Source organism: Vibrio sp. (assembly GCF_984391705.1).
This window is the reverse complement of record NZ_CFHWOM010000034.1, coordinates 1-23,974: the sequence shown is the minus strand read 5'-3', so window position 1 is coordinate 23,974 and position 23,974 is coordinate 1. Positions and strand designations below refer to the sequence as shown.

The 23,974-nt window shown below is 44.2% G+C and carries 23 protein-coding genes and 1 other RNA gene; 13 read left to right on the top strand and 11 right to left on the bottom strand.

Annotation, left to right across the window (positions count from 1 at the left end):
* Window positions 1–21: 21 nt before the first annotated feature.
* Window positions 22–420 carry a protein YgfX gene (locus tag AC4MRV_RS15370; RefSeq protein ID WP_491188205.1) on the bottom strand — a complete coding sequence of 133 codons (399 nt, stop codon included), beginning with the start codon at window positions 418–420 and terminating at the stop codon, window positions 22–24.
* A complete protein-coding gene (locus tag AC4MRV_RS15365) occupies window positions 389–649 on the bottom strand; it encodes an FAD assembly factor SdhE (RefSeq protein ID WP_491188204.1) in 261 nt (86 codons plus the stop codon). Before AC4MRV_RS15365 ends, AC4MRV_RS15370 begins: the two co-directional genes overlap by 32 nt.
* A gap of 220 nt (window positions 650–869) precedes the next feature.
* Here AC4MRV_RS15365 and ygfZ point away from each other — a divergent pair, with 220 nt between their 5' ends.
* From ygfZ to AC4MRV_RS15350, 3 genes are all read left to right on the top strand, one after another.
* Window positions 870–1,835, top strand: coding sequence for a tRNA-modifying protein YgfZ (gene ygfZ, locus AC4MRV_RS15360; protein ID WP_491188203.1), 966 nt, complete (start codon window positions 870–872; stop codon window positions 1,833–1,835).
* Complete coding sequence (locus AC4MRV_RS15355; protein ID WP_491188202.1) at window positions 1,828–2,310, top strand: aminoacyl-tRNA deacylase; 483 nt, start codon at window positions 1,828–1,830, stop codon at window positions 2,308–2,310. The genes ygfZ and AC4MRV_RS15355 overlap by 8 nt, the downstream gene beginning before the upstream one ends.
* A gap of 606 nt (window positions 2,311–2,916) precedes the next feature.
* Complete coding sequence (locus AC4MRV_RS15350) at window positions 2,917–3,123, top strand: DUF1107 domain-containing protein (protein WP_491188201.1); 207 nt, start codon at window positions 2,917–2,919, stop codon at window positions 3,121–3,123.
* Between the two features lie 54 nt (window positions 3,124–3,177).
* On the opposite strand, the gene AC4MRV_RS15345 is transcribed toward AC4MRV_RS15350, so the two are convergent.
* The 3 genes from AC4MRV_RS15345 to AC4MRV_RS15335 are packed head-to-tail and all read right to left on the bottom strand — an operon-like array spanning window position 3,178 to window position 6,197.
* A complete protein-coding gene (locus AC4MRV_RS15345; protein WP_491188200.1) occupies window positions 3,178–4,404 on the bottom strand; it encodes an FAD-dependent 2-octaprenylphenol hydroxylase in 1,227 nt (408 codons plus the stop codon).
* Window positions 4,405–4,430: 26 nt separating this feature from the next.
* On the bottom strand, window positions 4,431–5,609 hold the full coding sequence (ubiH, locus tag AC4MRV_RS15340; protein ID WP_491188199.1) for a 2-octaprenyl-6-methoxyphenyl hydroxylase: 1,179 nt from the start codon (window positions 5,607–5,609) through the stop codon (window positions 4,431–4,433).
* A gap of 12 nt (window positions 5,610–5,621) precedes the next feature.
* Window positions 5,622–6,197 (bottom strand): YecA/YgfB family protein, encoded by a 576-nt coding sequence (locus AC4MRV_RS15335; protein WP_491188198.1) that lies wholly within the window; start codon window positions 6,195–6,197, stop codon window positions 5,622–5,624.
* A 223-nt stretch (window positions 6,198–6,420) separates the two neighbouring features.
* Here AC4MRV_RS15335 and AC4MRV_RS15330 point away from each other — a divergent pair, with 223 nt between their 5' ends.
* The 5 genes from AC4MRV_RS15330 to serA all read left to right on the top strand — a co-directional run bounded on the left by AC4MRV_RS15330 (window position 6,421) and on the right by serA (window position 9,745).
* Window positions 6,421–6,729: a cell division protein ZapA gene (locus tag AC4MRV_RS15330; RefSeq protein WP_491188197.1), complete on the top strand. Its 309-nt coding sequence runs from the start codon at window positions 6,421–6,423 to the stop codon at window positions 6,727–6,729.
* Window positions 6,730–6,751: 22 nt separating this feature from the next.
* Window positions 6,752–6,935: non-coding RNA, 6S RNA (gene ssrS, locus AC4MRV_RS15325), on the top strand.
* Between the two features lie 29 nt (window positions 6,936–6,964).
* Complete coding sequence (locus tag AC4MRV_RS15320; RefSeq protein WP_491188196.1) at window positions 6,965–7,552, top strand: 5-formyltetrahydrofolate cyclo-ligase; 588 nt, start codon at window positions 6,965–6,967, stop codon at window positions 7,550–7,552.
* Window positions 7,553–7,616: 64 nt separating this feature from the next.
* Window positions 7,617–8,273 carry a ribose-5-phosphate isomerase RpiA gene (rpiA, locus tag AC4MRV_RS15315; RefSeq protein WP_491188195.1) on the top strand — a complete coding sequence of 219 codons (657 nt, stop codon included), beginning with the start codon at window positions 7,617–7,619 and terminating at the stop codon, window positions 8,271–8,273.
* A gap of 242 nt (window positions 8,274–8,515) precedes the next feature.
* Complete coding sequence (gene serA, locus AC4MRV_RS15310; RefSeq protein ID WP_491188194.1) at window positions 8,516–9,745, top strand: phosphoglycerate dehydrogenase; 1,230 nt, start codon at window positions 8,516–8,518, stop codon at window positions 9,743–9,745.
* Between the two features lie 60 nt (window positions 9,746–9,805).
* On the opposite strand, the gene ilvN is transcribed toward serA, so the two are convergent.
* The 6 genes from ilvN to AC4MRV_RS15280 form a co-directional block, all read right to left on the bottom strand.
* The gene (gene ilvN, locus AC4MRV_RS15305; protein ID WP_008073469.1) at window positions 9,806–10,300 is read right to left on the bottom strand and encodes an acetolactate synthase small subunit; all 495 of its coding nucleotides are present in this window, start codon (window positions 10,298–10,300) and stop codon (window positions 9,806–9,808) included.
* A gap of 1 nt (window position 10,301) precedes the next feature.
* The gene (locus tag AC4MRV_RS15300) at window positions 10,302–12,026 is read right to left on the bottom strand and encodes an acetolactate synthase 3 large subunit (protein WP_491188193.1); all 1,725 of its coding nucleotides are present in this window, start codon (window positions 12,024–12,026) and stop codon (window positions 10,302–10,304) included.
* Between the two features lie 436 nt (window positions 12,027–12,462).
* On the bottom strand, window positions 12,463–14,271 hold the full coding sequence (locus AC4MRV_RS15295) for an AMP-dependent synthetase/ligase (RefSeq protein WP_491188192.1): 1,809 nt from the start codon (window positions 14,269–14,271) through the stop codon (window positions 12,463–12,465).
* A gap of 163 nt (window positions 14,272–14,434) precedes the next feature.
* On the bottom strand, window positions 14,435–15,394 hold the full coding sequence (gene leuO / locus AC4MRV_RS15290) for a transcriptional regulator LeuO (protein ID WP_491188191.1): 960 nt from the start codon (window positions 15,392–15,394) through the stop codon (window positions 14,435–14,437).
* 387 nt (window positions 15,395–15,781) lie between these two features.
* Entirely contained in the window at window positions 15,782–16,828 is a 1,047-nt protein-coding gene (locus AC4MRV_RS15285) for an MJ1255/VC2487 family glycosyltransferase (RefSeq protein ID WP_491188190.1), read from the bottom strand.
* Between the two features lie 7 nt (window positions 16,829–16,835).
* Entirely contained in the window at window positions 16,836–17,360 is a 525-nt protein-coding gene (locus AC4MRV_RS15280; RefSeq protein WP_491188189.1) for a phosphatase PAP2 family protein, read from the bottom strand.
* Between the two features lie 437 nt (window positions 17,361–17,797).
* Here AC4MRV_RS15280 and leuA point away from each other — a divergent pair, with 437 nt between their 5' ends.
* From leuA to AC4MRV_RS15255, 5 genes are all read left to right on the top strand, one after another.
* Window positions 17,798–19,345, top strand: coding sequence for a 2-isopropylmalate synthase (leuA, locus tag AC4MRV_RS15275; RefSeq protein WP_491188188.1), 1,548 nt, complete (start codon window positions 17,798–17,800; stop codon window positions 19,343–19,345).
* A gap of 56 nt (window positions 19,346–19,401) precedes the next feature.
* Window positions 19,402–20,493, top strand: coding sequence for a 3-isopropylmalate dehydrogenase (gene leuB / locus AC4MRV_RS15270; protein WP_481086850.1), 1,092 nt, complete (start codon window positions 19,402–19,404; stop codon window positions 20,491–20,493).
* A 71-nt stretch (window positions 20,494–20,564) separates the two neighbouring features.
* On the top strand, window positions 20,565–21,965 hold the full coding sequence (gene leuC, locus AC4MRV_RS15265; RefSeq protein WP_491188187.1) for a 3-isopropylmalate dehydratase large subunit: 1,401 nt from the start codon (window positions 20,565–20,567) through the stop codon (window positions 21,963–21,965).
* 11 nt (window positions 21,966–21,976) lie between these two features.
* The gene (gene leuD / locus AC4MRV_RS15260) at window positions 21,977–22,579 is read left to right on the top strand and encodes a 3-isopropylmalate dehydratase small subunit (RefSeq protein ID WP_491188186.1); all 603 of its coding nucleotides are present in this window, start codon (window positions 21,977–21,979) and stop codon (window positions 22,577–22,579) included.
* Window positions 22,580–22,702: 123 nt separating this feature from the next.
* Entirely contained in the window at window positions 22,703–23,485 is a 783-nt protein-coding gene (locus tag AC4MRV_RS15255) for a DUF547 domain-containing protein (protein ID WP_491188185.1), read from the top strand.
* Window positions 23,486–23,974 lie beyond the last annotated feature (489 nt).

The window sequence follows — 23,974 nt, the reverse complement described above, 5'->3', positions numbered from 1 at the left end:
TAACCACAGTTAAAAAGGAGCCTAGTGCTCCTTTTTTAATATCGCCAGAATATGTCGATATTGCCCTTCACTTGTGCTGTCGCGCCAAAGCAAATATCGTCGCCCATCATAAAGCCATAACAATATGCATAACTCATCAAGGCTAAAAACAATCTTTCGTATCTCGATAAGTTCGCCTTGATAGTGAACACCACCATCTGAATCAACAATCAACTCTCCACGCATAGTGGGAACTAACCAAGAACCTCGGCCTAGATTAAGCCAAAAAACAACAATAATGCAGATTGAAGGGGCTAACGGGAAATCAGAGATGACAATAAGAAAACAGGCCAATAGCATCAAAATGATATTGGCCTGTAATGCAAGATATGAATAAGCTAAATCAGTTTTAGCGGACTTTGCTGAGGTTATGGGCGACAATCTTATCCACCATGGATGCATGACCTAAGTTTTCACTGCGGCCGTGGCCCATAATCCAAGTAAACAAATCTGGATCGTCACATTCAAGCAGTGACACGAAATCACGTTGCTCATTTTCATTCAACGATTCAAAACATTCCTCAAAAAAAGGCATGATCACAACATCGAGCTCTAGCATTCCTCGACGGCAACCCCATTTAATACGCGCTTTTTCTTCCGCGGTGTACATTCTACTTCCTCACCTTTCCGGTTGTTGTCGCGCGAGTGTACCAAGCAAACCTAGCGACAACTACTAACTCAGTCACACTCCCGAGCAAGCTATCAAAATATCATCCTTCATTACTGCAATTGTGTTGAAGAATTTGATAAATACCTACTACCGCAAAGGTTGTTTGATCAGGCTATTAGGACTTACCATAGTAGTATTGAATTTAAAGCAGGTAACTAACATGGAATGGCAAAATAAGTTTGCACCTATTTCTCTTTCTTCCACAGATGCATTGCCAGAACTCGCTCTTTCTCACCTAACGTCGTGGGGTGCGATTAACATGACTGGTAATGACAAAAAGTCATACCTACAAGGTCAAGTCACCTGTGATGTAGTCACACTTCCTCAAGTTCAGTCCACCTTTGGAGCTCACTGTGACGCAAAAGGTAAAGTGTGGAGTGTGTTTAGGCTATTCCACCATAATCAGGGCTATTCATTGGTTCAGCCTAAGTCCGCGATCGATATTGAGCTCAACGAGCTCAAGAAGTACGCGATTTTTTCCAAAGTTGAAATCACGGAAAGCGAAGACGTACTACTTGGTGTGATTGGTAGCCAAGCGAGCGCTTGGGTTGACTCGCTTTCTGATCAAAAGGGTGACGTACGTACTATATCGGGCGGCTCTGCAGTCAAAATTGATGAGCAACGCTGGCTACTGGTCATTGACAACGCCAGCGCCTCTCAACTCATCGAAGGTAGCTCAGCTCAATTAGTTGATGAATCGCTATGGACAAGATTAGAGATTGAATCTGCGCTCCCATTTGTCGACCAAAAACAACAGAACGAACACATCCCCCAAGCTCTCAATTTGCAGGCCATCGGTGGTATCAGCTTTACCAAAGGCTGCTATACCGGCCAAGAAACCGTTGCTCGAGCTAAGTATCGAGGCATGAACAAGCGTGCAATGTACATTGTAAAAGGCTCTACCTCTTCAGCTATTGAAGCGGGCGCAGAGGTGGAGCGCGCTGTCGGAGAAAACTGGCGAAGTGCAGGGACTCTACTGACAAGCTACCAATTTAATGACGATAAAGCTCTGGGGTTAATCGTTTTACCTAATAATCTAGAGGCAGACACTCAGCTACGCTTAAAAGCACAACCTGACCACATCTGGACGATTGAACCTCTGCCTTACTCCCTTGAAGATGAATAATTATATCGATACTAAAGTCACTCGATACCTCACTGAGCAGCAAGTTTCTTATCGCTTGCTGCCCCATAAAACGCCAGCTATCACTATCGAAGACGCTGCGAACCAACGAGGCGTGCGCACAAGTCAAATGGTTAAATCGATCGTTTTGCGTGATATGGGAGATTTGTTCGCACTGGCTTGCGCGCCTGGCAATCAATCTGTTGACCCCAAAAAAGTTCGAGCACTATTAGAATGTCGGCGCATGACCTGTGTTGACCTTAGCGATGTTCCCGACTTGACTGGCTATCAAATTGGTACCGTAACGCCATTACTTCTCGCAACGCCAATGCGCATCATTTTCGATCATCAAATCCTATTGGAAGAAGAAGTGACGATAAGTAGTGGATCTAATATGGCAGGTATTGCCTTACGTCGTGATGATTTAGTCAGACTGTGCCAGCCAATCTTTGCTGACATTTGTCGACAAACCTCTTAAAAATCCAGCAATCACAAATATGAATCACATAAACTAAGTGACCTAGTTCGCATTTGGAAATTCAATGCAATTAAATTTTTATTCAAAAGTAAAGCATATATAGTCACGAGATAACTTTTGCATTATGCTTACTTTGTTGGTTAAAGTTCGAGCAAGAAAGTCATCTTGTTCAGAAGCTGTAAGGTATCGAGATTAACTCAGGCCATACAGTTATCCTTCTCCAACAAAAAAGTGAATCCACTGATTGTTTCAGGACATCCACTTTTTGTGTAATGCATCTGTGACTATTCGGCCCGCCTAGCGGGCTTTTTTTTATGCAAAATTTTTACACTAAATTAGCACATTCTTAAAAACTTAAACTATTCTTAAATCTGTCACATTGTTCTGGCTTAATATGCGCTAACTCGAGTCAGACATGAGTTCCTATAACAGAAGATAATTGAGGTAACTATCACACTAAATTGGATATCTATCGGTATTTTTGTTCGCATTAGCACAAATATCCAATTTACTCGTTAATACTGCATATTCCTCCACCACTATCACATATTTATAAGGGGGATATTTGTATAATTTGCAGTGCTTGCTAAACATAAGGATTTATTTATGAGACTGTTTAAGCGCTATACACCAGGTATGATTGCTAAACACGTAAGTCGGCTATTTAAGGGAAGAATCTACATTTATGGAGTCGGTAAGTTTGAGTTTGACAATGGTAAGCTCCTTCCTCCAGAGAAAGCAGAGAAAAGGCATTTCCAAGCGGTTAAAGAAGTGAATGAGGAGATAATGAAACTTCGTTGCGCTTATGCTTAAAATTTCACTCAGCAGAATTTTAAAAGGGTTGGCACTTGCCAACCCTTTGCTGTATTAGCTAACTGAACTTCGGTGTCGTTTTGCTAGCTGAGGTAAATCACCTTTTAGACCTAACGCCCGCTTCATGATTTCATCTTTAGCTCCGGGTAATTGGCTCACTAATGTCATACCAATACCTCGGACAAGTTTCTTCGCTGGGTTGCCTCCAGAGAATAGATCTTTAAAACCTTGCATTGCTGCAATCATCTTAGCCGCTTCAGCTTTTCTCCAACGCTCATACCCACGCAAGTTACGCTTGGTACCAATGTCTTCGCCGTTCTGCCATAAAGTAATCACTTCTTGAGCAAGACTTGCCGCATCCAATAAACCTAAGTTCACGCCCTGCCCAGCTAGTGGGTGAATCGTATGCGCGGCATCTCCAACAAGGGCAACACGCTCCACGGCGAAGTCACGGGCGTAGCGCATTTTTAGTGGGAAGGCAAAGCGCTCTCCGACAACTTCACAGAGGCCCAAGCGAGCGTCAAACTCTGCAGTCAGCGCTTTATTGAACTCTGCATCGGACAACGCGATCAGCTTGTCAGCGCGATTAGGCTCAGTAGACCAAACAATCGAGCTCATATTACTCTCACCCATAGGTAGGAAAGCTAACGGCCCTTGAGGGGTAAATGTTTGGCGAGCAACTCGCTCGTGCGCTTCCGCAGTCCATACATTGGCGACAATGGCGCTATGACCATAGTCCCAATGAGTCAACGGGATATCTTGTTGCTTACGTACCCATGAGTTCGCCCCATCAGCACCAACCACTAGCTTAGCTGTAAGTGCTTGACCGCTGTCTAACGTTAACCAAGCTTCGCTTTCTCCAATGGCCATCGAGCTGCACTTATTTGGCATAAATAAGCTCACATTAGGCTGTTGTTTCACCTGTTCTAGTAACGCCAGTTGAATGACTCGGTTTTCAACAATATGCCCTAAATCAGGTTGTGCCAGTTTTTGTGCATCAAACTCAATACGAGCAAAACTGTCTTGCTCCCAAACTTCCATCGCGGAGTAAGGCGAGTAGCGACGAGACAATATCCCCTGCCAAGCGCCTAGGTTACGTAAGATGTTCTCACTTGAACGGCTTAGCGCAGAAACTCGTACATCCGGAAGATCTGCCAACTGCTCTTCTGGCTCACGGCTTTCTATGACCGCGACACGCAAATCGGTATCTTTAAATGCCGCGGCCAGTGCAAGTCCAACCATGCCGCCACCAACAATGGCAATATCTACACTTTGCATCATTTATTTCAAATCCTTATACGAGATCATTATCTCGCAACTAAACCTAGTGTTCTCGACAGTAAAGGCGCTTTCAGTGGAGGCAAATTATCCATAGCCGCTAAGCCCAGATTACGCCCTATACGCAGTGATAAGTAGTCGTTGGAAAAAAGGTGCACCAAAGAAGAAGTCAGTGAAATCGTCGCTTGGCGATCTTCCATTCGGCGCTGCTTAAATCGGCTCAACACTGCGTAGCTACCTGAGTCATTTGGTGAAAGAGCAATCTCTTCAGCTAAACTAGCCACATCACGAATACCTAAGTTGAATCCTTGCCCCGCAATAGGGTGAAGCGTCTGAGCAGCGTTCCCGACAACGGCAAAGCGATGGGAAACATTCTGCTGACGGTAACGCAATAGTAAAGGATAGCTAGCGCGCTGACCAACCTGCTCCAATTTACCCAATCGCCAGCCAAAAGCAGTTTGTAGCTCAGCCAAAAATGCAGATTCATCCAATGTCATGACTCTTTCGGCTTGCTCGGGACGTAAACACCAAACCAAAGACATTCGACCTTCACTCATCGGCAGTAGAGCCACTGGTCCACTGCTAGTAAATCGCTCGTATGCTCGACCTCGGTGATCTTTCTCGGCGCTAATATTGGCAATAACAGCAACTTGGTCAAAGTCATGTTCCGACAAAGCTAATCCAACTTGCTGGCAGCAAGTAGAAAGTGCCCCATCCGCCGCAACTAACAACTTCGCACTAATCTGCTCACCATTGTCCAGTTGCACCGTGGCATCTTCGGTAGTTCTATTAACCTTTAATACCGAGGCAGGGCAAATCAGTTCGACGTGTTCATCTTGCTGAGCCTTGTGATGATAGATGCGCCCCACGTCCGCAAGCTCAACCACATAGCCTAGGCTTTCAACACCCAGTTCATCTTTGTCGATTTCAGTCATTCCCGCGTGGCTACGGTCTGATACATGAATATGTTCGATCGCCGTCGCCACTGGTTCAATATCGCCCCATAAATCCAGACTTTTAAGAATATTGACGGTGCCATACGAGAGGGCAATGGAGCGAGAGTCGAAACCAGGATGAGACTGATGGTCTACCAGGAAGGGCTCAACCACTGCGATAGATAGAGGCTGCGATGACAATTTATTGATCGCCAACGCTAAGGTCATCCCCGCCATTGCACCACCAGCAATGACAACATCATACTGCTTCATGCCAATCCTTACTTAGTGAATCGTTGGTGCCTTGTTATCACTTGGCTGCTGACCAAACTCTGCATGGATTGTTAATACACAAGCTTTCACGTGCTCGATCACTTGCTCAAGCAGTTGCGCTTGTTCTTCCATGTCATCATCTTCATCGATGCCTAATTTGGAAATCTCTTCCAAATCCGCCAAAGCCTCTTTGATATCAGCAGGGGCTTTTTTCACATCTGCGCCGACAAGACCAAGACCTGAAATAAAGTGATTTACCCATTCAGCAAGGCCGTCTGCAATGTCAAACAAGCTTGCACTAGCCTCTTCATCAGGCAGTAACATCTCTAAATCCATACCAGAGCCAGTCAGCTCTTTGATTGTGGCATCTAACGTTACTTCAGCCATTTTTAGTACGTGCATCGGCCAACCCATACCATCATTGGTATAGTCAAAAATAAGCGGTTGCCAACTTTTGTCTGTTAAGCTTAAACCACCACTTAACATACCCGTTAACAAGCCATGCAGTTCTGCTGGATTAACGGCGATACCCGAAGATTGTAGCTCGCTTGCTAGCGTCAAATAATCTGGAAGATTGCTATCACTCATGAATAGACCCAAAAGTTTACGAATAAGCTCAATCGTACCACTTACCAATGCCAGCGAAAACGAACGAATCAGCAATTGTGGATAGCTTTTACACAATTTGTCCAATTACTGTGTTATTACTACGAGTTGCTTGCGAAAAGCTTGAATCTTAACAATGCTTTTCCTATAGTTTCCCCCTCGGTGACAAACTGCAGAGTCACCCCAAGTAACGTGCAGAGTTGATATGAGTAATCAAGCGGTTGAAGTAGAAATTTTAGGTCGAATAACTCGAGTGAATTGTCCATCAGGGCAGGAAGAGTCATTGGTCAAGGCGGCACAGCGTCTTGATGAAAACCTGAAAGACATGGCTGCAAAAACTAAAATTACCAACGAAGTACAGTTACTAACATTTGTTGCTTTGAATGTCTGTCATGAATTAGAAAGCCGTGATAATGTTAAGGCAGAGCAACAAAACGCCCTAACTGAGCGAATGGAACTGCTCAGCGCGTCACTAAGCGACGCATTAAGTAAAGTGAAGCCAGGACAGCAATAGCCTTTACAGCAATACGCAAGAATTTACCCTGGAGTGTGCGTTAGGGGATTACGTCCCTGAGCCGATAAGCAATACCAAAGGGTTAGTACTTGGTTGCTATTGAGCAAGCTCGGCATGCACCGAGAAGCCTACGGTAGCCATTGCTGATCCGCCCTGAACCAGCTGGTTCATGGGTCAAACATCTCCAACGGCACTCTGGGGTATCCTACTTGATACCCAGACATGGGTAATTCTTATGACACTATCTCGTCAAGACTTCCGTAAACAAATTCGAACTAAGCGCAACAATCTCAGTAGTGATGTTCAGCACATTGCTGGTCTGGATCTCGTATCGCAATTTTCTCTATTGCCCGAACTTCAACGCGCTACACATATTGCACTCTACCTTACCGCTGACGGAGAGATAGAAACCACACCACTAATAGAGTGGTTATGGCAGCAAGGAAAGAAAACTTACCTACCGGTTATACACCCTTTCTCAAAAGGTCACCTCCTCTTCCTTCACTATGACGCATCAACCCCAATGGTACTAAACCGCTACTCAATCGCGGAACCTAAATTGAATCAAACTCAGATAATTCCAGTCGCACAACTGGATTTAATCTGCACACCTTTGGTTGCATTCGATGCTACCGGACACAGGTTAGGCATGGGCGGCGGCTATTACGACCGAACTTTAGAGCCATGGTTTAAAGCGCAAACGGGCCCAAAGCCAATTGGACTTGCTCATGATTGCCAGCAAGTAGACAAGTTACCCGTTGAAAGCTGGGACGTACCACTACCTAAAATAGTGACACCAAGCCAGATCTGGGATTGGGAATAGGACGCAATTGGAGATATAATCGCGCCGCAATTCACCGTAAACAAACCTCACTTAGGAGATGGGCATGACTCAAGATGAAATGAAAAAAGAAGCCGGTTGGGCAGCACTAAAGTATGTCGATAAAGGCAGTATTGTAGGTGTGGGCACTGGCTCAACAGTAAATCACTTCATCGATGCGCTGGGCACAATCAAAGAAGAGATTAAAGGCGCAGTTTCTAGCTCTGAAGCTTCAACACAGCGCCTTAAAGAATTAGAAATTGAAGTGTTTGATTGTAACGAAGTCGCTGGTCTAGATATCTATGTAGACGGTGCTGATGAAATTAACGCAAACCGTGAAATGATCAAAGGTGGTGGTGCAGCCCTGACTCGCGAAAAAATCGTTGCGGCTATCTCTGATAAATTCATCTGTATTGTTGATGACACTAAAGCAGTCGACGTACTGGGTACTTTCCCGCTTCCAGTCGAAGTCATCCCGATGGCTCGCTCTTACGTTGCCCGTGAGCTAGTAAAGCTTGGTGGTGACCCTGCTTATCGTGAAGGTTGTATCACTGACAATGGTAACGTGATCCTAGATGTTTACGGCCTACAAATCACAAACCCGAAAGAACTAGAAGATAAGATCAATGCTCTTCCTGGTGTTGTTACTGTTGGTCTGTTCGCTCACCGCGGTGCGGATGTGGTTATCACAGGTACTCCTCAGGGTGCAAAAATCGAAGAGTAACCTTCCGTTCTTTTCGTTATTTCCTTACAAACGGCGCTATTCGGCGCCGTTTTTTCATTTCTCTCTATAAAAATTATGCCTTATTCCGTAATTTTCTTACCCAAACTGTATTTTTTTTGTTAACTTAGTGAGCAGAAGACGCACAAGGAAAACGTTTGCGTCACATTAAAGTGCCTAGAAAACGTTATCAAAGACAATGTGCGCCAGTTAAGCCCCAATTTCCCATTTTAAGGATGAAGATAATGGCCAAAGTTTCACTGGAAAAAGAAAAAATAAAGATCCTACTTCTAGAAGGTCTACACCCATCTTCGGTAGAGGTTTTACAAGCTGCTGGATACTCAAACATTGAATATCACAAAGGCTCGTTACCAGAAGACGAGTTACTTGAAGCAGTTAAAGACGCACATTTCATTGGTATTCGTTCACGCACTAACCTATCCCAAGAAGTCATCAATGCAGCAGAGAAGCTTGTAGCAATTGGTTGTTTCTGTATCGGAACAAACCAAGTAAACCTAGCCGCTGCCGCCGAGCGCGGAATTCCAGTGTTCAACGCTCCTTTCTCGAACACACGTAGCGTAGCTGAACTAGTGCTTGGCCAAGTCCTACTACTATTACGCGGTATTCCTGAAAAGAATGCGCTGGCACACCGTGGTATTTGGAAGAAGAGCGCTGATAATTCAAACGAAGCGCGTGGTAAACGCTTAGGGATCATTGGTTATGGTCACATCGGCACCCAACTTGGCATTATCGCTGAAAACTTGGGTATGCGTGTTTACTTCTATGACATCGAAAACAAGCTATCACTAGGTAATGCAACACAAGTTCATACTATGAGTGAGCTGCTAAACAAGTGTGATGTCATTTCTCTTCACGTACCAGAAACACCTGAAACCAAGAACATAATGGGCGCTGAAGAGTTTGCTCGCATGAAGCCAGGTGCAATTTTTATCAACGCAGCTCGTGGTACTGTAGTTGATATCGAAGCGCTTTGTCATTCACTTGAAGCTGGTCATCTATCTGGTGCGGCTATCGACGTATTCCCAGTAGAGCCAAAAACCAATGCTGATCCATTTGAATCACCATTGCAGAAGTTTGACAACGTCATCCTAACGCCTCACGTTGGTGGTTCAACGCAAGAAGCACAGGAAAATATCGGCGTAGAAGTGGCTGGTAAATTAGCGAAATACTCAGATAATGGCTCTACGCTTTCTAGCGTTAACTTCCCTGAAGTATCACTGCCTGAACACCGCGATTGTTCTCGTCTATTGCATATTCACAAGAACCGCCCTGGTATCCTAACGCAAATCAACACCATCTTTGCAGAAGAAGGGATTAACATCGCAGGTCAGTACCTACAAACTGCAGCGGACATTGGTTACGTCGTGATCGATGTAGAAGCAGGTCGCTCAGAAGAAGCTCTGGCTAAGCTGAAAAAAATCGAAGGTACAATTCGAGCTCGAATTCTTCACTAAGCTGTTCTTTAGATACAAAAAAACCACCGCTAGTCGGTGGTTTTTATCGAGTTTAAGTCGTTAAGGTTTCAAAGCACGCTCACCACGAGCAATACCCACAACGCCACTTCGCGCGACTTCAATCACTTCCGTCACTTCAGAAATCGCTTGGATGAATGCGTCCAGCTTTTCACTAGTCCCTGCCAGTTGTACCGTATATTGAGATGAGGTCACATCAACAATTTGGCCACGGAAGATATCAGCCGTGCGTTTCACTTCAGCTCGTGCAAAACCACTCGCTTTTACCTTCACCATCATCAACTCTCGCTCAATATGCTCAAGCTCAGAGACTTCTTGTACCTTCAGAACATCAATTAACTTGTTGAGTTGCTTTTGGATCTGCTCAAGCTTCATTTCATCTGAAATAGTCGTAATGTTGAGGCGTGATAATGTTTCATCATCCGTTGGAGATACCGTTAACGACTCAATGTTATATCCACGTTGGGAGAACAATCCAACAACGCGAGACAATGCACCTGGTTGGTTTTCCATTAAAAGCGAAATAATGTGTCTCATATTATGTTCTCTCCGTCTTGCTTAGCCACATCTTGTCCATACCCTCACCTTTTATTTGCATAGGGTATACATGCTCAGTCTCGTCTACATTGATATCCACAAACACCAAGCGATCTTTCATGTCGAGAGCTTTCTTCAAGCCCTCTTCTAATTGGTCTGGTGTTTCAATACGGATACCAACATGGCCGTATGCCTCAGCAATTGCAGCGAAATCTGGCACTGAGCTCATGTAGGAATTTGAGTGGCGACCTTGATAAATGATGTCTTGCCATTGCTTCACCATACCAAGGAAACGGTTGTTCAAGTTGATGATTTTAACTGGAATATCGTACTGCATTGCGGTCGATAGTTCCTGAATGTTCATTTGAATACTGCCATCACCAGTAACAACAACGACTTCTTCGTCTGGTTTAGCAAATTTAACCCCCATACCGGCAGGTAAACCAAAGCCCATCGTCCCTAAACCACCTGAGTTAATCCAACGGCGTGGCTTGTTGAATGGGTAGTAAAGAGCTGCAAACATCTGATGCTGGCCAACATCGGAAGCCACATACGCATCACCATTGGTAAGTTTGTGGAGAGTCTCAATGACTTGTTGAGGTTTGATGCGTTCTGGAGATGTTTCATAGGCAAGGCTCTTACGCTCTCGCCATACTTGTATCTCGCTCCACCAGCTTTCAAGAGCCGCAGTATCATTGACCGCTCCCTGCTCTTCCATCAGCTTAATCATGCTCTCGAGTACTTTTTCCGCCGAGCCCACAATTGGTAGATCCGCTTTAACGTTTTTAGAGATCGATGAAGGATCGATATCAATGTGCATCACTTTAGCGTTCGGACAGTATTTTTCTAGGTTGTTGGTTGTACGATCATCAAAGCGCACCCCAACACCAAAAATAAGATCGGCATTATGCATTGCCATGTTCGCTTCGTACGCGCCATGCATACCAAGCATACCTAACGAGTTATTATGAGTGCCAGGGAATGCCCCTAAGCCCATTAAAGTACTCACTACTGGTAGGTTTAGTGCTTCAGCCAACTTAAGTAAATGGGTATCGGCTTCAGAGATCACCGCTCCCCCACCCACATACAGCACAGGTTTTTTTGCTTCAAGTAACGCTTTTAGGCCTTTCTTGATTTGACCTTTATGACCAGTAGTCGTTGGTTTGTAAGAGCGCATAGAAATGCTTTCTGGGTATTCATATGGCAACTTAACTTGCGGGTTCATGACGTCTTTCGGTAAGTCAATAACCACAGGACCTGGGCGGCCCGTTGTTGCAATATAAAAGGCTTTTTTAACGGTTTCTGGGATATCTTCCGCTTTCTTAACTAAAAAACTGTGCTTCACCACAGGGCGTGAAACACCAACGATGTCACACTCTTGGAAGGCATCATTACCAATGAGATTGTTTGGTACGTTACCAGAAATAACGATCATGGGAATTGAGTCCATGTAAGCCGTCGCAATACCTGTAATGGTATTGGTCGCACCTGGACCAGAACACACTAACACAACACCTGGATTACCAGTCGCACGTGCATAGCCATCAGCCATGTGCGTTGCAGCTTGTTCATGACGTACAAGCACGTGTTTTATTTGTTCATCTTTCGCGTGAAGCGCATCATAGATATCAAGAACGGAACCACCAGGGTAGCCGAAGATTTGCTCTACACCTTCTTCGATCAGAGATTGAACAACCATCTCTGCACCGGACAACATTGCTGCCATATTTTTCTCCTTAACCAGTTTTCAATCAGTAAGGTCAACTAATTGGTCTGGTTTTACATAGTCTAGGTCTTATTCGTAGCCTAATTCGAAATACTTCCACTTTTTCGGCTATGTCCTGCTCATTAATAACAAAAAGCAAGGTAACGCAACAAATGTAACGTTTTATTATCAAGGGGTCTAATGCGATTTTTCTCTCACTTTAAACAAGATACTACTTTTCAGACGAAACCAAGGCAGTTACCCCAACTCAAAACACAATATTAGAATTTCAAAAGACAAAACATGCAAAATTCAGAGTAAAATATTAAACAAATTCAAGCTATCACCAATAGATAACCTGCCATAGCGATGATTTCTTCAAACAAAAAAATCCCCCAACAGCACTCTAATGCTTTTGGGGGATTTTTAAACAATCGAAAAATTAACTTTTAGAAAATCACTTTTTATCTGATTTGTCTGTGTACATTTCTTCGATTTCGTCCTGATATTTGTCGTTAATCACTTTACGGCGCAATTTTTGTGTTGGGGTCAATTCGCCTTCATCCATCGAGAACGCTTTTGGCAATAGCTTAAACTTTTTCACCTGTTCAAACTTCGCCAGCTCTTTCTGAAGATCATTAACACGCTGCTCTAACATCTCAACGACTTGATGATGTTTAATCAGCTCGACACGATCGTGATATTTGATGTTTAACTCTTTGGCATACTCTTCCAACGAGTCAAAACACGGCACAATTAACGCCGAAACAAACTTACGCGTGTCGGCAATAACTGCGATCTGCTCGATAAAGTGATCTTTACCAATGGTACCTTCTACCATCTGCGGCGCAATATACTTACCGTTAGAGGTTTTCATTAGCTCTTTAATGCGATCTGTGATGAACAAGTTACCATTTTCATCAATATGACCTGCATCCCCTGTTTTCAGGAAGCCATGCTCATCAAAGGTTTTCGCCGTTTCTTCAGGCATTTTGTAATAGCCACGCATAACCATTGGACCGCGAACCAAAATCTCATTGTTCTCACCAATTTTGACTTGGGCGCCAGGCATCGCCATCCCGATAGAGTCGGGGTTAAAACACTTATCATCCCAGCAAGAAATCGTGGCTGTGGTTTCCGTCATGCCGTAGCCTAACTTGACGTTAATCCCAATCGCGTGGAAGAAGCGACCAATGGTTTCATCTAGCTTTGCCCCACCACATGGCATAAAGTTGATGCGACCACCAAGCAATGCTCTGAGTTTTGACAACACCAATTTATCGGCAAGCGCATAAGCCTTTTTCAAAGCAAGTGAAGGTTTGCGTCCTTCCTGATGACAAACCGCCATCTTCGCTCCCATATTCACCGCCCAAGTGAACATCACTTTACGAATGAAAGGCGCTTTAGCCACTTTTTCATGAATCGCTGAGAAGATCTTTTCGTAGAAACGAGGAACAGCACTCATCACTGTTGGGCGAACTTCGCTCAAGGCATCACGCACTTGCATTGTGTCTTGTAGGTAGCAGTTCGTAGCACCTTTATACAATACGTAGAATGTCCAAGCGCGTTCAAATACGTGGGATAGTGGCAAGAAACAGAGAGACACATCCTCTTCTGTCAAGCTTAAGCGTTGATCGTGACCTTCAAGCTGAGCCGCAATATTAGCGTAATCGAGCATCACGCCTTTTGGCTGGCCTGTTGTACCAGAGGTATAGATTAAGGTCAGCAGGTCATCAAAGTTAGCATCCGCTAAGCGCTGCTCCAACTCGACCTGATGCTGATTATCACCCTTAGCGGTAAACTGATTCCAATGCAGAGCATAACTATGTTCACCTATATCGATGTCCTCAGACATAGCAACAATCAGTTCAAGTTGTTCACACTCATCGAATATTGAAACAGCTGCATCAAACTGAGGCTGTTCACCAACAAAAAGTACTCTTACATCAGCATTTTGCAAGATATACGCAGATTGCGCCGCAGTATTCGTTGGATAAATTGGCACTGTCACACCGCGCAGTTGTAATGCGGCAAAATCAGCAACAGTCCATTGAGGCATGTTGTTTGAGAAGATCCCTATCTTATCTTGGACTCGAAACCCTTGAGTCAGTAAAGCAAGTGATAGCGCATCTACCTGCTGACCAAACTGCTTCCAGCTAATGCCATTCCACATATCGCTCACTTTATGTTTGAGAGCAATACGATCACCGCCTTTGGCAATCTGTTCACGAATTCGTTTTACGATATGAAAATCTAAGTTAGCCATCTTCTTTACCTTTAGCTTACACCTGTAAGCTTTTTGAGCGCACAAGTGTACATTTCGGGTTATAAAAGGCAACTGACGCGTATCAAAGTTATCAATTAAATAGTAAAAAACCTTGAATGGCCGACGACCACTCAAGGTTTTTCTGACAAGGGGTGGTGAACAATTAAGCGAGAGCTACCACTTCACCACAAATCATCATCAACTGATCGCGTAGCCAAATGTGGCCTTTGTCTTTTTCGCTTGATTCATGCCAGCTTAGGAAGCCGCTGATTTTTGCGTTCTCAAACGGGAACTCCAATACTTGTAGCTGATCTTTGTTTGCCGCGTTTTCTACCATCCAACGTGGTGCAATCGTTACTAACTCTGATTGGCCAACAACGTAAAGAACATTACTTAAGCTTGTTCCTTCGTAATATGCCTGCACGTCCATCTCGCGATAAGCTTGCTCAGAGAAACTGCGCTGACCATGTACTCGTGATAGTTTTGCATGGCGCTCCATACGAAGCTGCTCTGGAGCAACTTCACCTTGGATTCGTGGGTGGGACTTCGCAGCCACGACGACCAACTCATCTTGGAAAATCTCTGTGCTTGAAAAACCTTGGTCATCAAATCGAGCGTAATCAATCACGAAATCAATCTCTTGATAACGCATACGTTCTGCTAATTGGCGATCAAACTCAGCATCTAAATGCAATTGAACACTTGGAGCTTGCTCATGGATTGTAGACATGATCTTAGGAGCAAAACGCATATCACAAGGGCTACAAATTGCGAGCTTGAATAAACGAGTCGATGTTTCTGGAGAAAAAATAGAGCTCGGTAATTCGTTACGGATCAACTGTAGAGCTTGACGAACAGGACCAAATAACTGACGAGCACGTTGAGTTGGTTGAATACCGCGGCCTTGTCGCATGAACAATTCGTCGTTGAACATAACTTTTAAGCGGGCAACAGCGTTACTTACTGCTGGCTGAGACATACCTAGGTTATGTGCTGCACGCGTAATGTTTTGCTCTTGCATTACAGCGTCAAAAACAGTGAGAAGGTTTAAATCTACTCCTCGTAGAGTACTTTCCATGCGGTAACTAGCAATGGCACTCATAGACTCTTTCTTATCAATCATGGGTCAAGCCTCTTAAATTCGTCAGTGTATATGGTTCTGAAAAGTCAGTAGCGGTTAGGAATAGATAACCTGCTTTTGTTATATTTGTTTGTTAGATAGGTTCTAACGAATTGCTACTATCAACGAATCAATTAAACACTGGCAACAAGATTGACAATTAATCAGTATTTTTTACGCACCACCCGAATAAACCCTTAAAAAAACAAACAGTTATATAAATCATAAAAAAACATCAAGTGGTACTTGTGATGTTTTTAGCCAACGTTAATGATTTTTCACACCATGTTAAACAAGATCTCAATTCCATAACCAAAGAAAATAGGTCAAACCCTAAATACAAAAACAGCATCAATGATTAGATGCTGTTTTTGCCAATTTTAACGGACACTAAATATTGGTGACATAACTGGGAAAGTCGACTTTTTCCCAAAGGTTTGACGTCAGTGACTCCTGACAATGCCAATTACCTAGCAAGATCCAGTCGGTAATAGCTTGTGCAACGTCTGGATAATTCACACTCTCTGCGGGTTCTTCATCTAACCATTGGCGCACTGTCGATGCCTCTAAACTTTCCATACATGTAGCCATCCCTAAATCCTCTAAGGTTGCAACATTACTTAATTGCTCAAATTGACCAGACAAAGGCTTAAGCAACAACTTTTTCCCCAAAGTCAGCGCTTCAGAGGGAAGCTCAAAACCTCCATTAGCTATCACACCAGAACAGCGATGAAGGTGATGCTGAAACCCTTCAAAACTTAACGGAAGCAACTGACAGTTTTCCAATTGTTGAGCTTCAATCACTTCTGGGTGGTAACAGACAAACGTCTGACTTGAAAAACGCAGTAACAGCTCAGAGATATCACTCAAATTTTCAAACGGTAAGTAAACCAATACGAAGTCATCACTCGCTACGGGACCTGAATGGGTATGAACAATCGGCGGTAAGATGGGTTGCTCAAAGTGATACCAGTGCAGTCCAATATGATGAGTTGCTGGCGCAAAGTGCTCAATAATCTTCTTATCTAACCAATTAGCGCCTCTCAATGGAACCGCATGACGAAAAGCATTTTGGTGACTGATACTGATCACTGTTTTCTGCTGACGTTTTGCAGCCCATGCGGACACAGGTTCAAAGTCATTTAGAATCAAGTCGTAATTAGAAAGGTCAAGACAGGCAACCTCTCGCCAAAAAGCGAGCACATTGTTCTTTAAGCAAGTTCTCGCGTAACTCAATTTTCCATTATGGCTGACGAAGGTTAAGCCTTGATAAACTTGGTAGTCACCAAATTCTTCCATCGAAAAAAACTTGTCTTTAGCTCGTCCGGAAAAGAGAAAGTCAACGTCAACCCCACGCTTTTGCAATGCATGCGCCATCGCCCTAGCTCTGGCTATATGCCCATTACCTGTACCTTGAACACCATATAATATTCTCATTTTTCACCTACAACATTATTGCCATAGCAAGATGGGCACATGCCACACCCAATAATGAACCGAGCACAACATCAGTTAAAAAGTGGACCCCAAGTAAAATACGAGACGAACCTATTAGGCTGGCCCAAGCGAATGAAAAGACAGCTAACTGCGGATAAAAATAAGCCATTAAGCTCGCCATTAAGAAAGCGGCAGCTGTATGGCCAGAAGGTAAGCTATAGCGATCGGAGGGAGTCACGAATGAAGTGACCAAGTCTGACAATTCTTGTGGCCTCCGACGTTTGAAAATATTTTTGGTCAGCCAATAGATGGGGAGCTCGATCGAAAAAGCGAGCAAGCCAACCCATAAAAACAATTCGCCTTTAGAGCCATCTAGCCACCATGCACATAAGCCTAGAATCAAATAAAGATGGCCATCTCCAGTATGTGACACCGCTTTGCTCAACCTTGATACCGGATAACGAAATCGGTGCTGGAGACAAAACAGTGAAAATGCCAAATCCAATTTGGCAATTGGTTCTATTGAACGCATTACCTAGCTCCTTTCTTATCACTTCCGTCAAATTAGGGGCTAACGGTGACAAAATCATGAAGCTTTAGATGAAAGATCATGACAATTCACAGATCTCTGGTATTCAAAAAGAAGAAGTACTGCGCCGATGAGTGGAAAAAACAACCATTTTTACTTTTAACGGTTGACGAGACCGTTTGAGTGCGGTACTAATTTGTTAACTTAAATATGTGGATTATTTAACGCCCTAAAAGGAACCGTTAACAATGATGACTCGTTTTTCTATCCTGCTGAGCCTCCTCCTTATCGTGACATAATCGCGCGGGTAGGCTGTGGAAGAAAAACAACCACACAGAATTACACAAAACCCGCACTTAGATGCGGGTTTTTTTATACCTAAATACTGGAAGTAAACGATTAACTGATGCAATAAGCATCGAATCACTAAGGAAGCACTCATGAACAATCAAGTCATTATCTTCGACACCACTTTGCGTGATGGCGAACAAGCGTTGTCAGCAAGCTTGACGGTTAAAGAAAAACTGCAAATTGCCTACGCACTTGAAAGGCTCGGTGTAGACGTGATCGAAGCAGGCTTCCCTGTTTCATCTCCTGGTGATTTTGAGTCAGTCCAGACCATTGCTCGCAATATTAAAAACAGTCGAGTTTGTGCTCTTTCGCGTGCCGTAGCGAAAGACATAGATGCTGCAGCTGAAGCATTAAAAGTTGCTGACCAGTTCCGTATTCATACCTTTATCTCAACTTCTACTGTCCACGTTCAAGACAAATTACGCCGTAGCTATGATGACGTGGTTGAAATGGGCGTTAAAGCCGTTAAACACGCTCGTAAATATACTGATGACGTTGAGTTTTCTTGTGAAGATGCGGGCCGTACTCCAATTGATAACCTATGCCGCATGGTCGAAGCCGCGATTGATGCCGGCGCGAACACCATCAACATCCCAGATACCGTTGGCTACACAGTACCAAATGAATTTGGCGGTATTATTCAAACGCTATTTAACCGTGTACCAAATATCGATAAAGCGATTATCTCTGTGCACTGTCACGATGATCTAGGTATGTCTGTTGCGAATTCAATTGCTGCCGTTCAAGCAGGTGCTCGTCAGATTGAAGGTACTATCAATGGTATCGGTGAGCGTGCGGGTAACTGTTCGCTAGAAGAAATTGCAATGATCATCAAGACTCGACAAGAGCTACTGGGTGTTCACACCGGTCTAAAACATGATGAAATTCACCGTACCAGTAAGTTAGTTAGCCAGCTTTGTAATATGCCGATTCAAGACAACAAGGCTATCGTAGGCGCTAATGCATTCAGCCACTCTTCAGGTATTCACCAAGATGGCATGCTTAAGAATAAAAATACCTACGAGATCATGACGCCGGAATCCATTGGCCTTAAAAACCAAGCGCTAAACCTAACCAGCCGCAGTGGTCGCGCAGCCGTGAAGAGCCACATGGACACCATGGGCTACAAAGAAGACGAGTACAACCTAGATGCGCTATACGAAGATTTCTTGAAACTAGCGGACCGTAAAGGCCAAGTATTTGATTACGACCTAGAAGCTCTAATGCACTTTTCTAACTTGCGTGAAGAAGACGACTTCTACAAATTGAACTACCTAAGCGTGCAATCAGGTAGCGTAATGGCAACAACCAGTATCAAACTGCAATGTGGCGATGAGGAGCAATCTGAAGCTGCAGTTGGTAATGGTCCTGTTGATGCGTTATACCAGTGTATCTATCGTGTAACGGGTTATGATATTGTTCTAGACAAGTTCGATTTAACCGCAAAAGGCGAAGGTGAAGATGGACTAGGTCAAGCGGATATTATTGCTAACTACAAAGGTCGCAAATATCACGGTACCGGTGTTTCAACCGATATCGTAGAAGCTTCTGGCCAGGCGCTACTACACGTTATCAACAGCATCCATCGTGCTGACAAAATCGCTGAGATCAAACAGAAAAAAATCGAAACAGTATAAGTAAGACTCCAGGGATGCGAGTCGTCTCTGGAAGACATAAAAATTAAAGGAATAACATGACAGACAAATCATACAACATTGCCGTTTTACCAGGAGACGGCATTGGCCCAGAAGTGATGGCTCAAGCGCACAAAGTTCTAGACGCGATTGAGAAAAAACACAGCATCAAATTTGCGCGTGAAGAGCATGATGTTGGCGGTATTGCCATCGATAACCACGGTTGTCCACTACCTGAAAGCACAGTAAAAGCCTGTGAAGATTCAGATGCGGTGCTGTTTGGCTCAGTTGGCGGCCCTAAATGGGAACACCTACCACCAAACGATCAACCAGAGCGTGGCGCACTACTTCCACTGCGTAAGCATTTCCAATTGTTCTGTAACTTACGCCCTGCGCAAATCCATAAAGGCCTTGAAGGATTCTCACCGCTGCGTGCAGATATTTCTGGTAACGGTTTTGATATCGTTGTGGTACGTGAACTGACTGGTGGTATCTACTTCGGTCAGCCTAAAGGTCGCGAAGGTGAAGGTCCAAACGAGAAAGCATTCGACACTGAGGTTTACCACCGTTTCGAGATTGAACGTATCGCTAAGATTGCCTTTGAATCTGCTCGTCTACGTGACAAAAAAGTGTGTTCTATCGATAAAGCTAACGTACTTCAGAGCTCTATCTTATGGCGTGAAGTAGTCGAGGAAATCGCAAAAGATTACCCAGACGTTGAGCTTTCACACATGTACATCGATAACGCGACAATGCAGCTAATCAAAGATCCTGCTCAATTCGACGTAATGCTTTGTTCAAATATCTTCGGCGACATCATCTCAGATGAGTGCGCGATGATCACAGGTTCGATGGGCATGCTTCCTTCAGCATCACTTAACGAAAGTAAGTTTGGTCTATACGAACCTGCAGGCGGCAGTGCGCCTGACATTGCAGGCAAAAACATTGCCAACCCTGTGGCACAAATTCTATCAGCAGCATTAATGCTACGTTACAGCCTAGGTGAAGAAGCTGCAGCGCAAGATATTGAAGCCGCAGTATCTAAAGCTCTATCAGCAGGCGAGCTAACTGGCGATCTTTCTGGTGATAAGCCAGCGCTATCGACTTCAGAGATGGGCGATAAGATCGCTGAGTACATCTTAAATTCTTAATTTACGCAGACAGATAATAATTATTCGCTCCTGATAAGCCGTTGTCAGGAGCTGTACACAGGATAGTAATAATGGGCAAAACATTATACGAAAAGGTCTACGACGCACACGTTGCTGTAGCCGCCGAGGGTGAAAACCCAATTTTATACATCGATCGCCACTTAGTTCATGAAGTAACGTCACCTCAGGCGTTCGATGGCCTACGTGAAAAAGGTCGTAAAGTGCGTCAAGTAAGCAAGACATTTGCAACCATGGACCACAATGTTTCTACGCAAACAAAAGACATTAACGCTTCGGGTGAGATGGCACGTATCCAAATGGAAACGCTATCTAAAAACTGTGAAGAGTTTGGTGTAACCCTTTACGACATCAACCACAAGTACCAAGGTATTGTGCACGTGATGGGCCCAGAGCTAGGCATTACCTTGCCAGGTATGACGATTGTTTGTGGTGACTCACACACTGCAACGCACGGCGCATTTGGCTCGCTAGCATTTGGTATCGGCACCTCAGAAGTTGAGCACGTACTAGCGACTCAAACGCTAAAACAAGCGCGCGCGAAAACGATGAAGATTGAAGTGAAAGGTAAGGTAGCTCCTGGCATTACAGCAAAAGACATCGTGCTAGCCATCATCGGTGAGACGACTGCAGCTGGCGGTACTGGCTACGTAGTTGAGTTCTGCGGCGAAGCGATTACTGATCTTACGATGGAAGGTCGTATGACAGTATGTAACATGGCAATCGAGCTAGGAGCCAAAGCGGGTCTAATCGCACCAGATGAAACGACATTCGAATACATTAAAGGCCGTAAGTTCTCACCACAAGGTGAAGACCTAGACGCTGCTATCGAGTATTGGAAATCGCTAAAAACTGACGATGATGCTGAGTTTGATGCAGTAGTAACGCTAAACGCAGAAGACATCAAACCACAAGTCACTTGGGGTACTAACCCAGGTCAGGTAATCGCCGTTGATCAACCAATCCCTGCTCCAGAAAGTTTTGCTGACCCAGTAGAAAAAGCTTCTGCTGAAAAAGCATTAGCTTACATGGGTCTAGAAGCTGGCAAAGCGCTATCTGACTACAAAGTCGATAAAGTGTTCGTTGGCTCTTGTACTAACTCACGTATTGAAGACATGCGAGCTGCAGCTGAAATTGCTAAAGGTCGTAAGGTTGCCGCGAATGTACAGGCGCTTATCGTACCTGGCTCTGAGCAAGTTAAGGCTCAAGCGGAAGCTGAAGGATTAGACGTGATCTTTAAAGACGCAGGCTTTGAATGGCGTCTACCAGGTTGTTCTATGTGTCTAGCGATGAATAACGACCGCTTAGGTCCAGGAGAGCGCTGTGCATCAACTTCAAACCGTAACTTTGAAGGTCGCCAAGGCCGTGACGGTCGTACACACCTAGTGAGCCCTGCAATGGCAGCGGCAGCAGCGATCGCTGGTCACTTTGTTGATATTCGTGAGTTGGATTAAGGAGAGAACAGATGTCAGGTTTTAAACAACACACAGGCTTGGTCGTTCCTCTAGATGCCGCGAACGTCGATACCGATGCAATTATCCCAAAGCAGTTCCTACAAAAAGTATCTCGCCTAGGTTTTGGTAAGCACTTATTCCATGATTGGCGCTTCCTAGATGATGCTGGTGAGCAAGCAAACCCAGAGTTTGTGATGAATGCTCCTCGCTATCAAGGTGCTTCAATCCTACTTGCTCGTGAAAACTTCGGCTGTGGTTCATCACGTGAACACGCACCGTGGGCACTGGCAGATTACGGCATCAAAGCGATGATCGCTCCAAGCTTTGCTGATATTTTTTACGGCAACTCAATCAACAACCAAATGGTTCCTGTTCGTCTAACCGAACAAGAAGTGGATGAGATCTTCCAATTCGTTGAAGCAAATGAAGGTGCTGAGGTTGAAGTCGATCTAGAGGCGAACCTAGTTCGTGCAAATGGTAAAGAGTACTCATTTGAGATTGATGAATTCCGCCGTCACTGTCTACTAAACGGTTTAGACAATATCGGTCTGACACTGCAACACGAAGATAAGATCGCAGAGTTTGAGTCGAACATTCCTAGCTTCCTGAAATAAGCTAGACCGGGAAATAGAAATAAAAAGGTTGGCTTCGGCTAACCTTTTTTATTTTTTGACGAAACAAATTCGCAATAAGCTTGGTCTAGTAACTTAAGCTCATCGATAAAGAGATTTCATCTAATGATACGCATTGTCACACTACTGCTTACTCTTGTTTCATTCCACGTATTTTCCGCCCCTAAATCTGAATTATGGCCTATTTGGCAACAGTCCAATGAAACCAATACAGCGACCATTTCTCACAACATTTGGCAGTCTTTTCTGAACGATTACTTGGTTCAAGATGGAAAAAATACACTCATTAAATATGGAGCAGTGTCAGAGAACGACAAGAAACAGCTAAAACAATATATCTCATCGCTAGCAACATTAGACCCAAGACAATTCTCGCTCAACGAGCAATATGCCTATTGGGTGAATCTCTACAATGCCATTACTGTCGATCTAATCCTAACCGAGTACCCTGTTAAATCTATTACTAAACTTGGTGGTTTATTTAGTTTTGGACCTTGGGGAGATGAAGTCGTTAATGTCGCAGGGAAAGACTTAACACTCAACGATATTGAGCATAGAATCCTTCGCCCAATCTGGAATGACCCTCGTACACATTACGCTGTGAACTGTGCAAGCCTAGGCTGCCCAAACCTTCAAAATCAGGCGTTTACTGCTGACAACACAGAAGCTCTATTGGAAAAAGCTGCACAAGAGTTTATAAATAGCGACAAGGGCGTATTGCATGAGAAAGATAAAACTCAGCTATCCTCGATTTATGAATGGTTTGCAGATGATTTTGGTAACAAACAAGAGTTAATCCAACACTTAGCGACATACCGCCCTGAATTAGCAAATTTAAACGGAAAATTCAGTTATGAATATGACTGGAACTTGAACGATAAGAAATAGCGACTCGTTAGAAAAAGCCCGCAAAAGTTTCTACGGACTTTTTTATTCAATTAGCGGAACAATAGCGATAAGCCCCCTCTAGATTCACTAAGTGTGATTTGATCATCACAGCCTGACTGTCAAACGCTATGGTGAATGAGAAAACTTTGCGACACCATTCCCTGAAAGAGAAATTTCATGCGCTATAAATGACGAAATCCAGCCCGAAGACTGGGTTTCTAAATAAGTGGCAGACGGCCAAGTGGGCGAGACTCGTTCCCAGAAAGGGACAATTGCCTCGCTTTAAAACGAAACAAGCCTAGCCATAAGACTAGGCTTTCTGAATAAGTGGCTGATGGCTGGGGTTGCAGGCAACCGGGACTCGTTGGTCACAGACCAAAATAATCCCGCAGATACAAAAAGACCCCAGCATTGCTGCTGAGGTCTAGAATAAATGGCGGAGCGGACGGGACTCGAACCCGCGACCCCCGGCGTGACAGGCCGGTATTC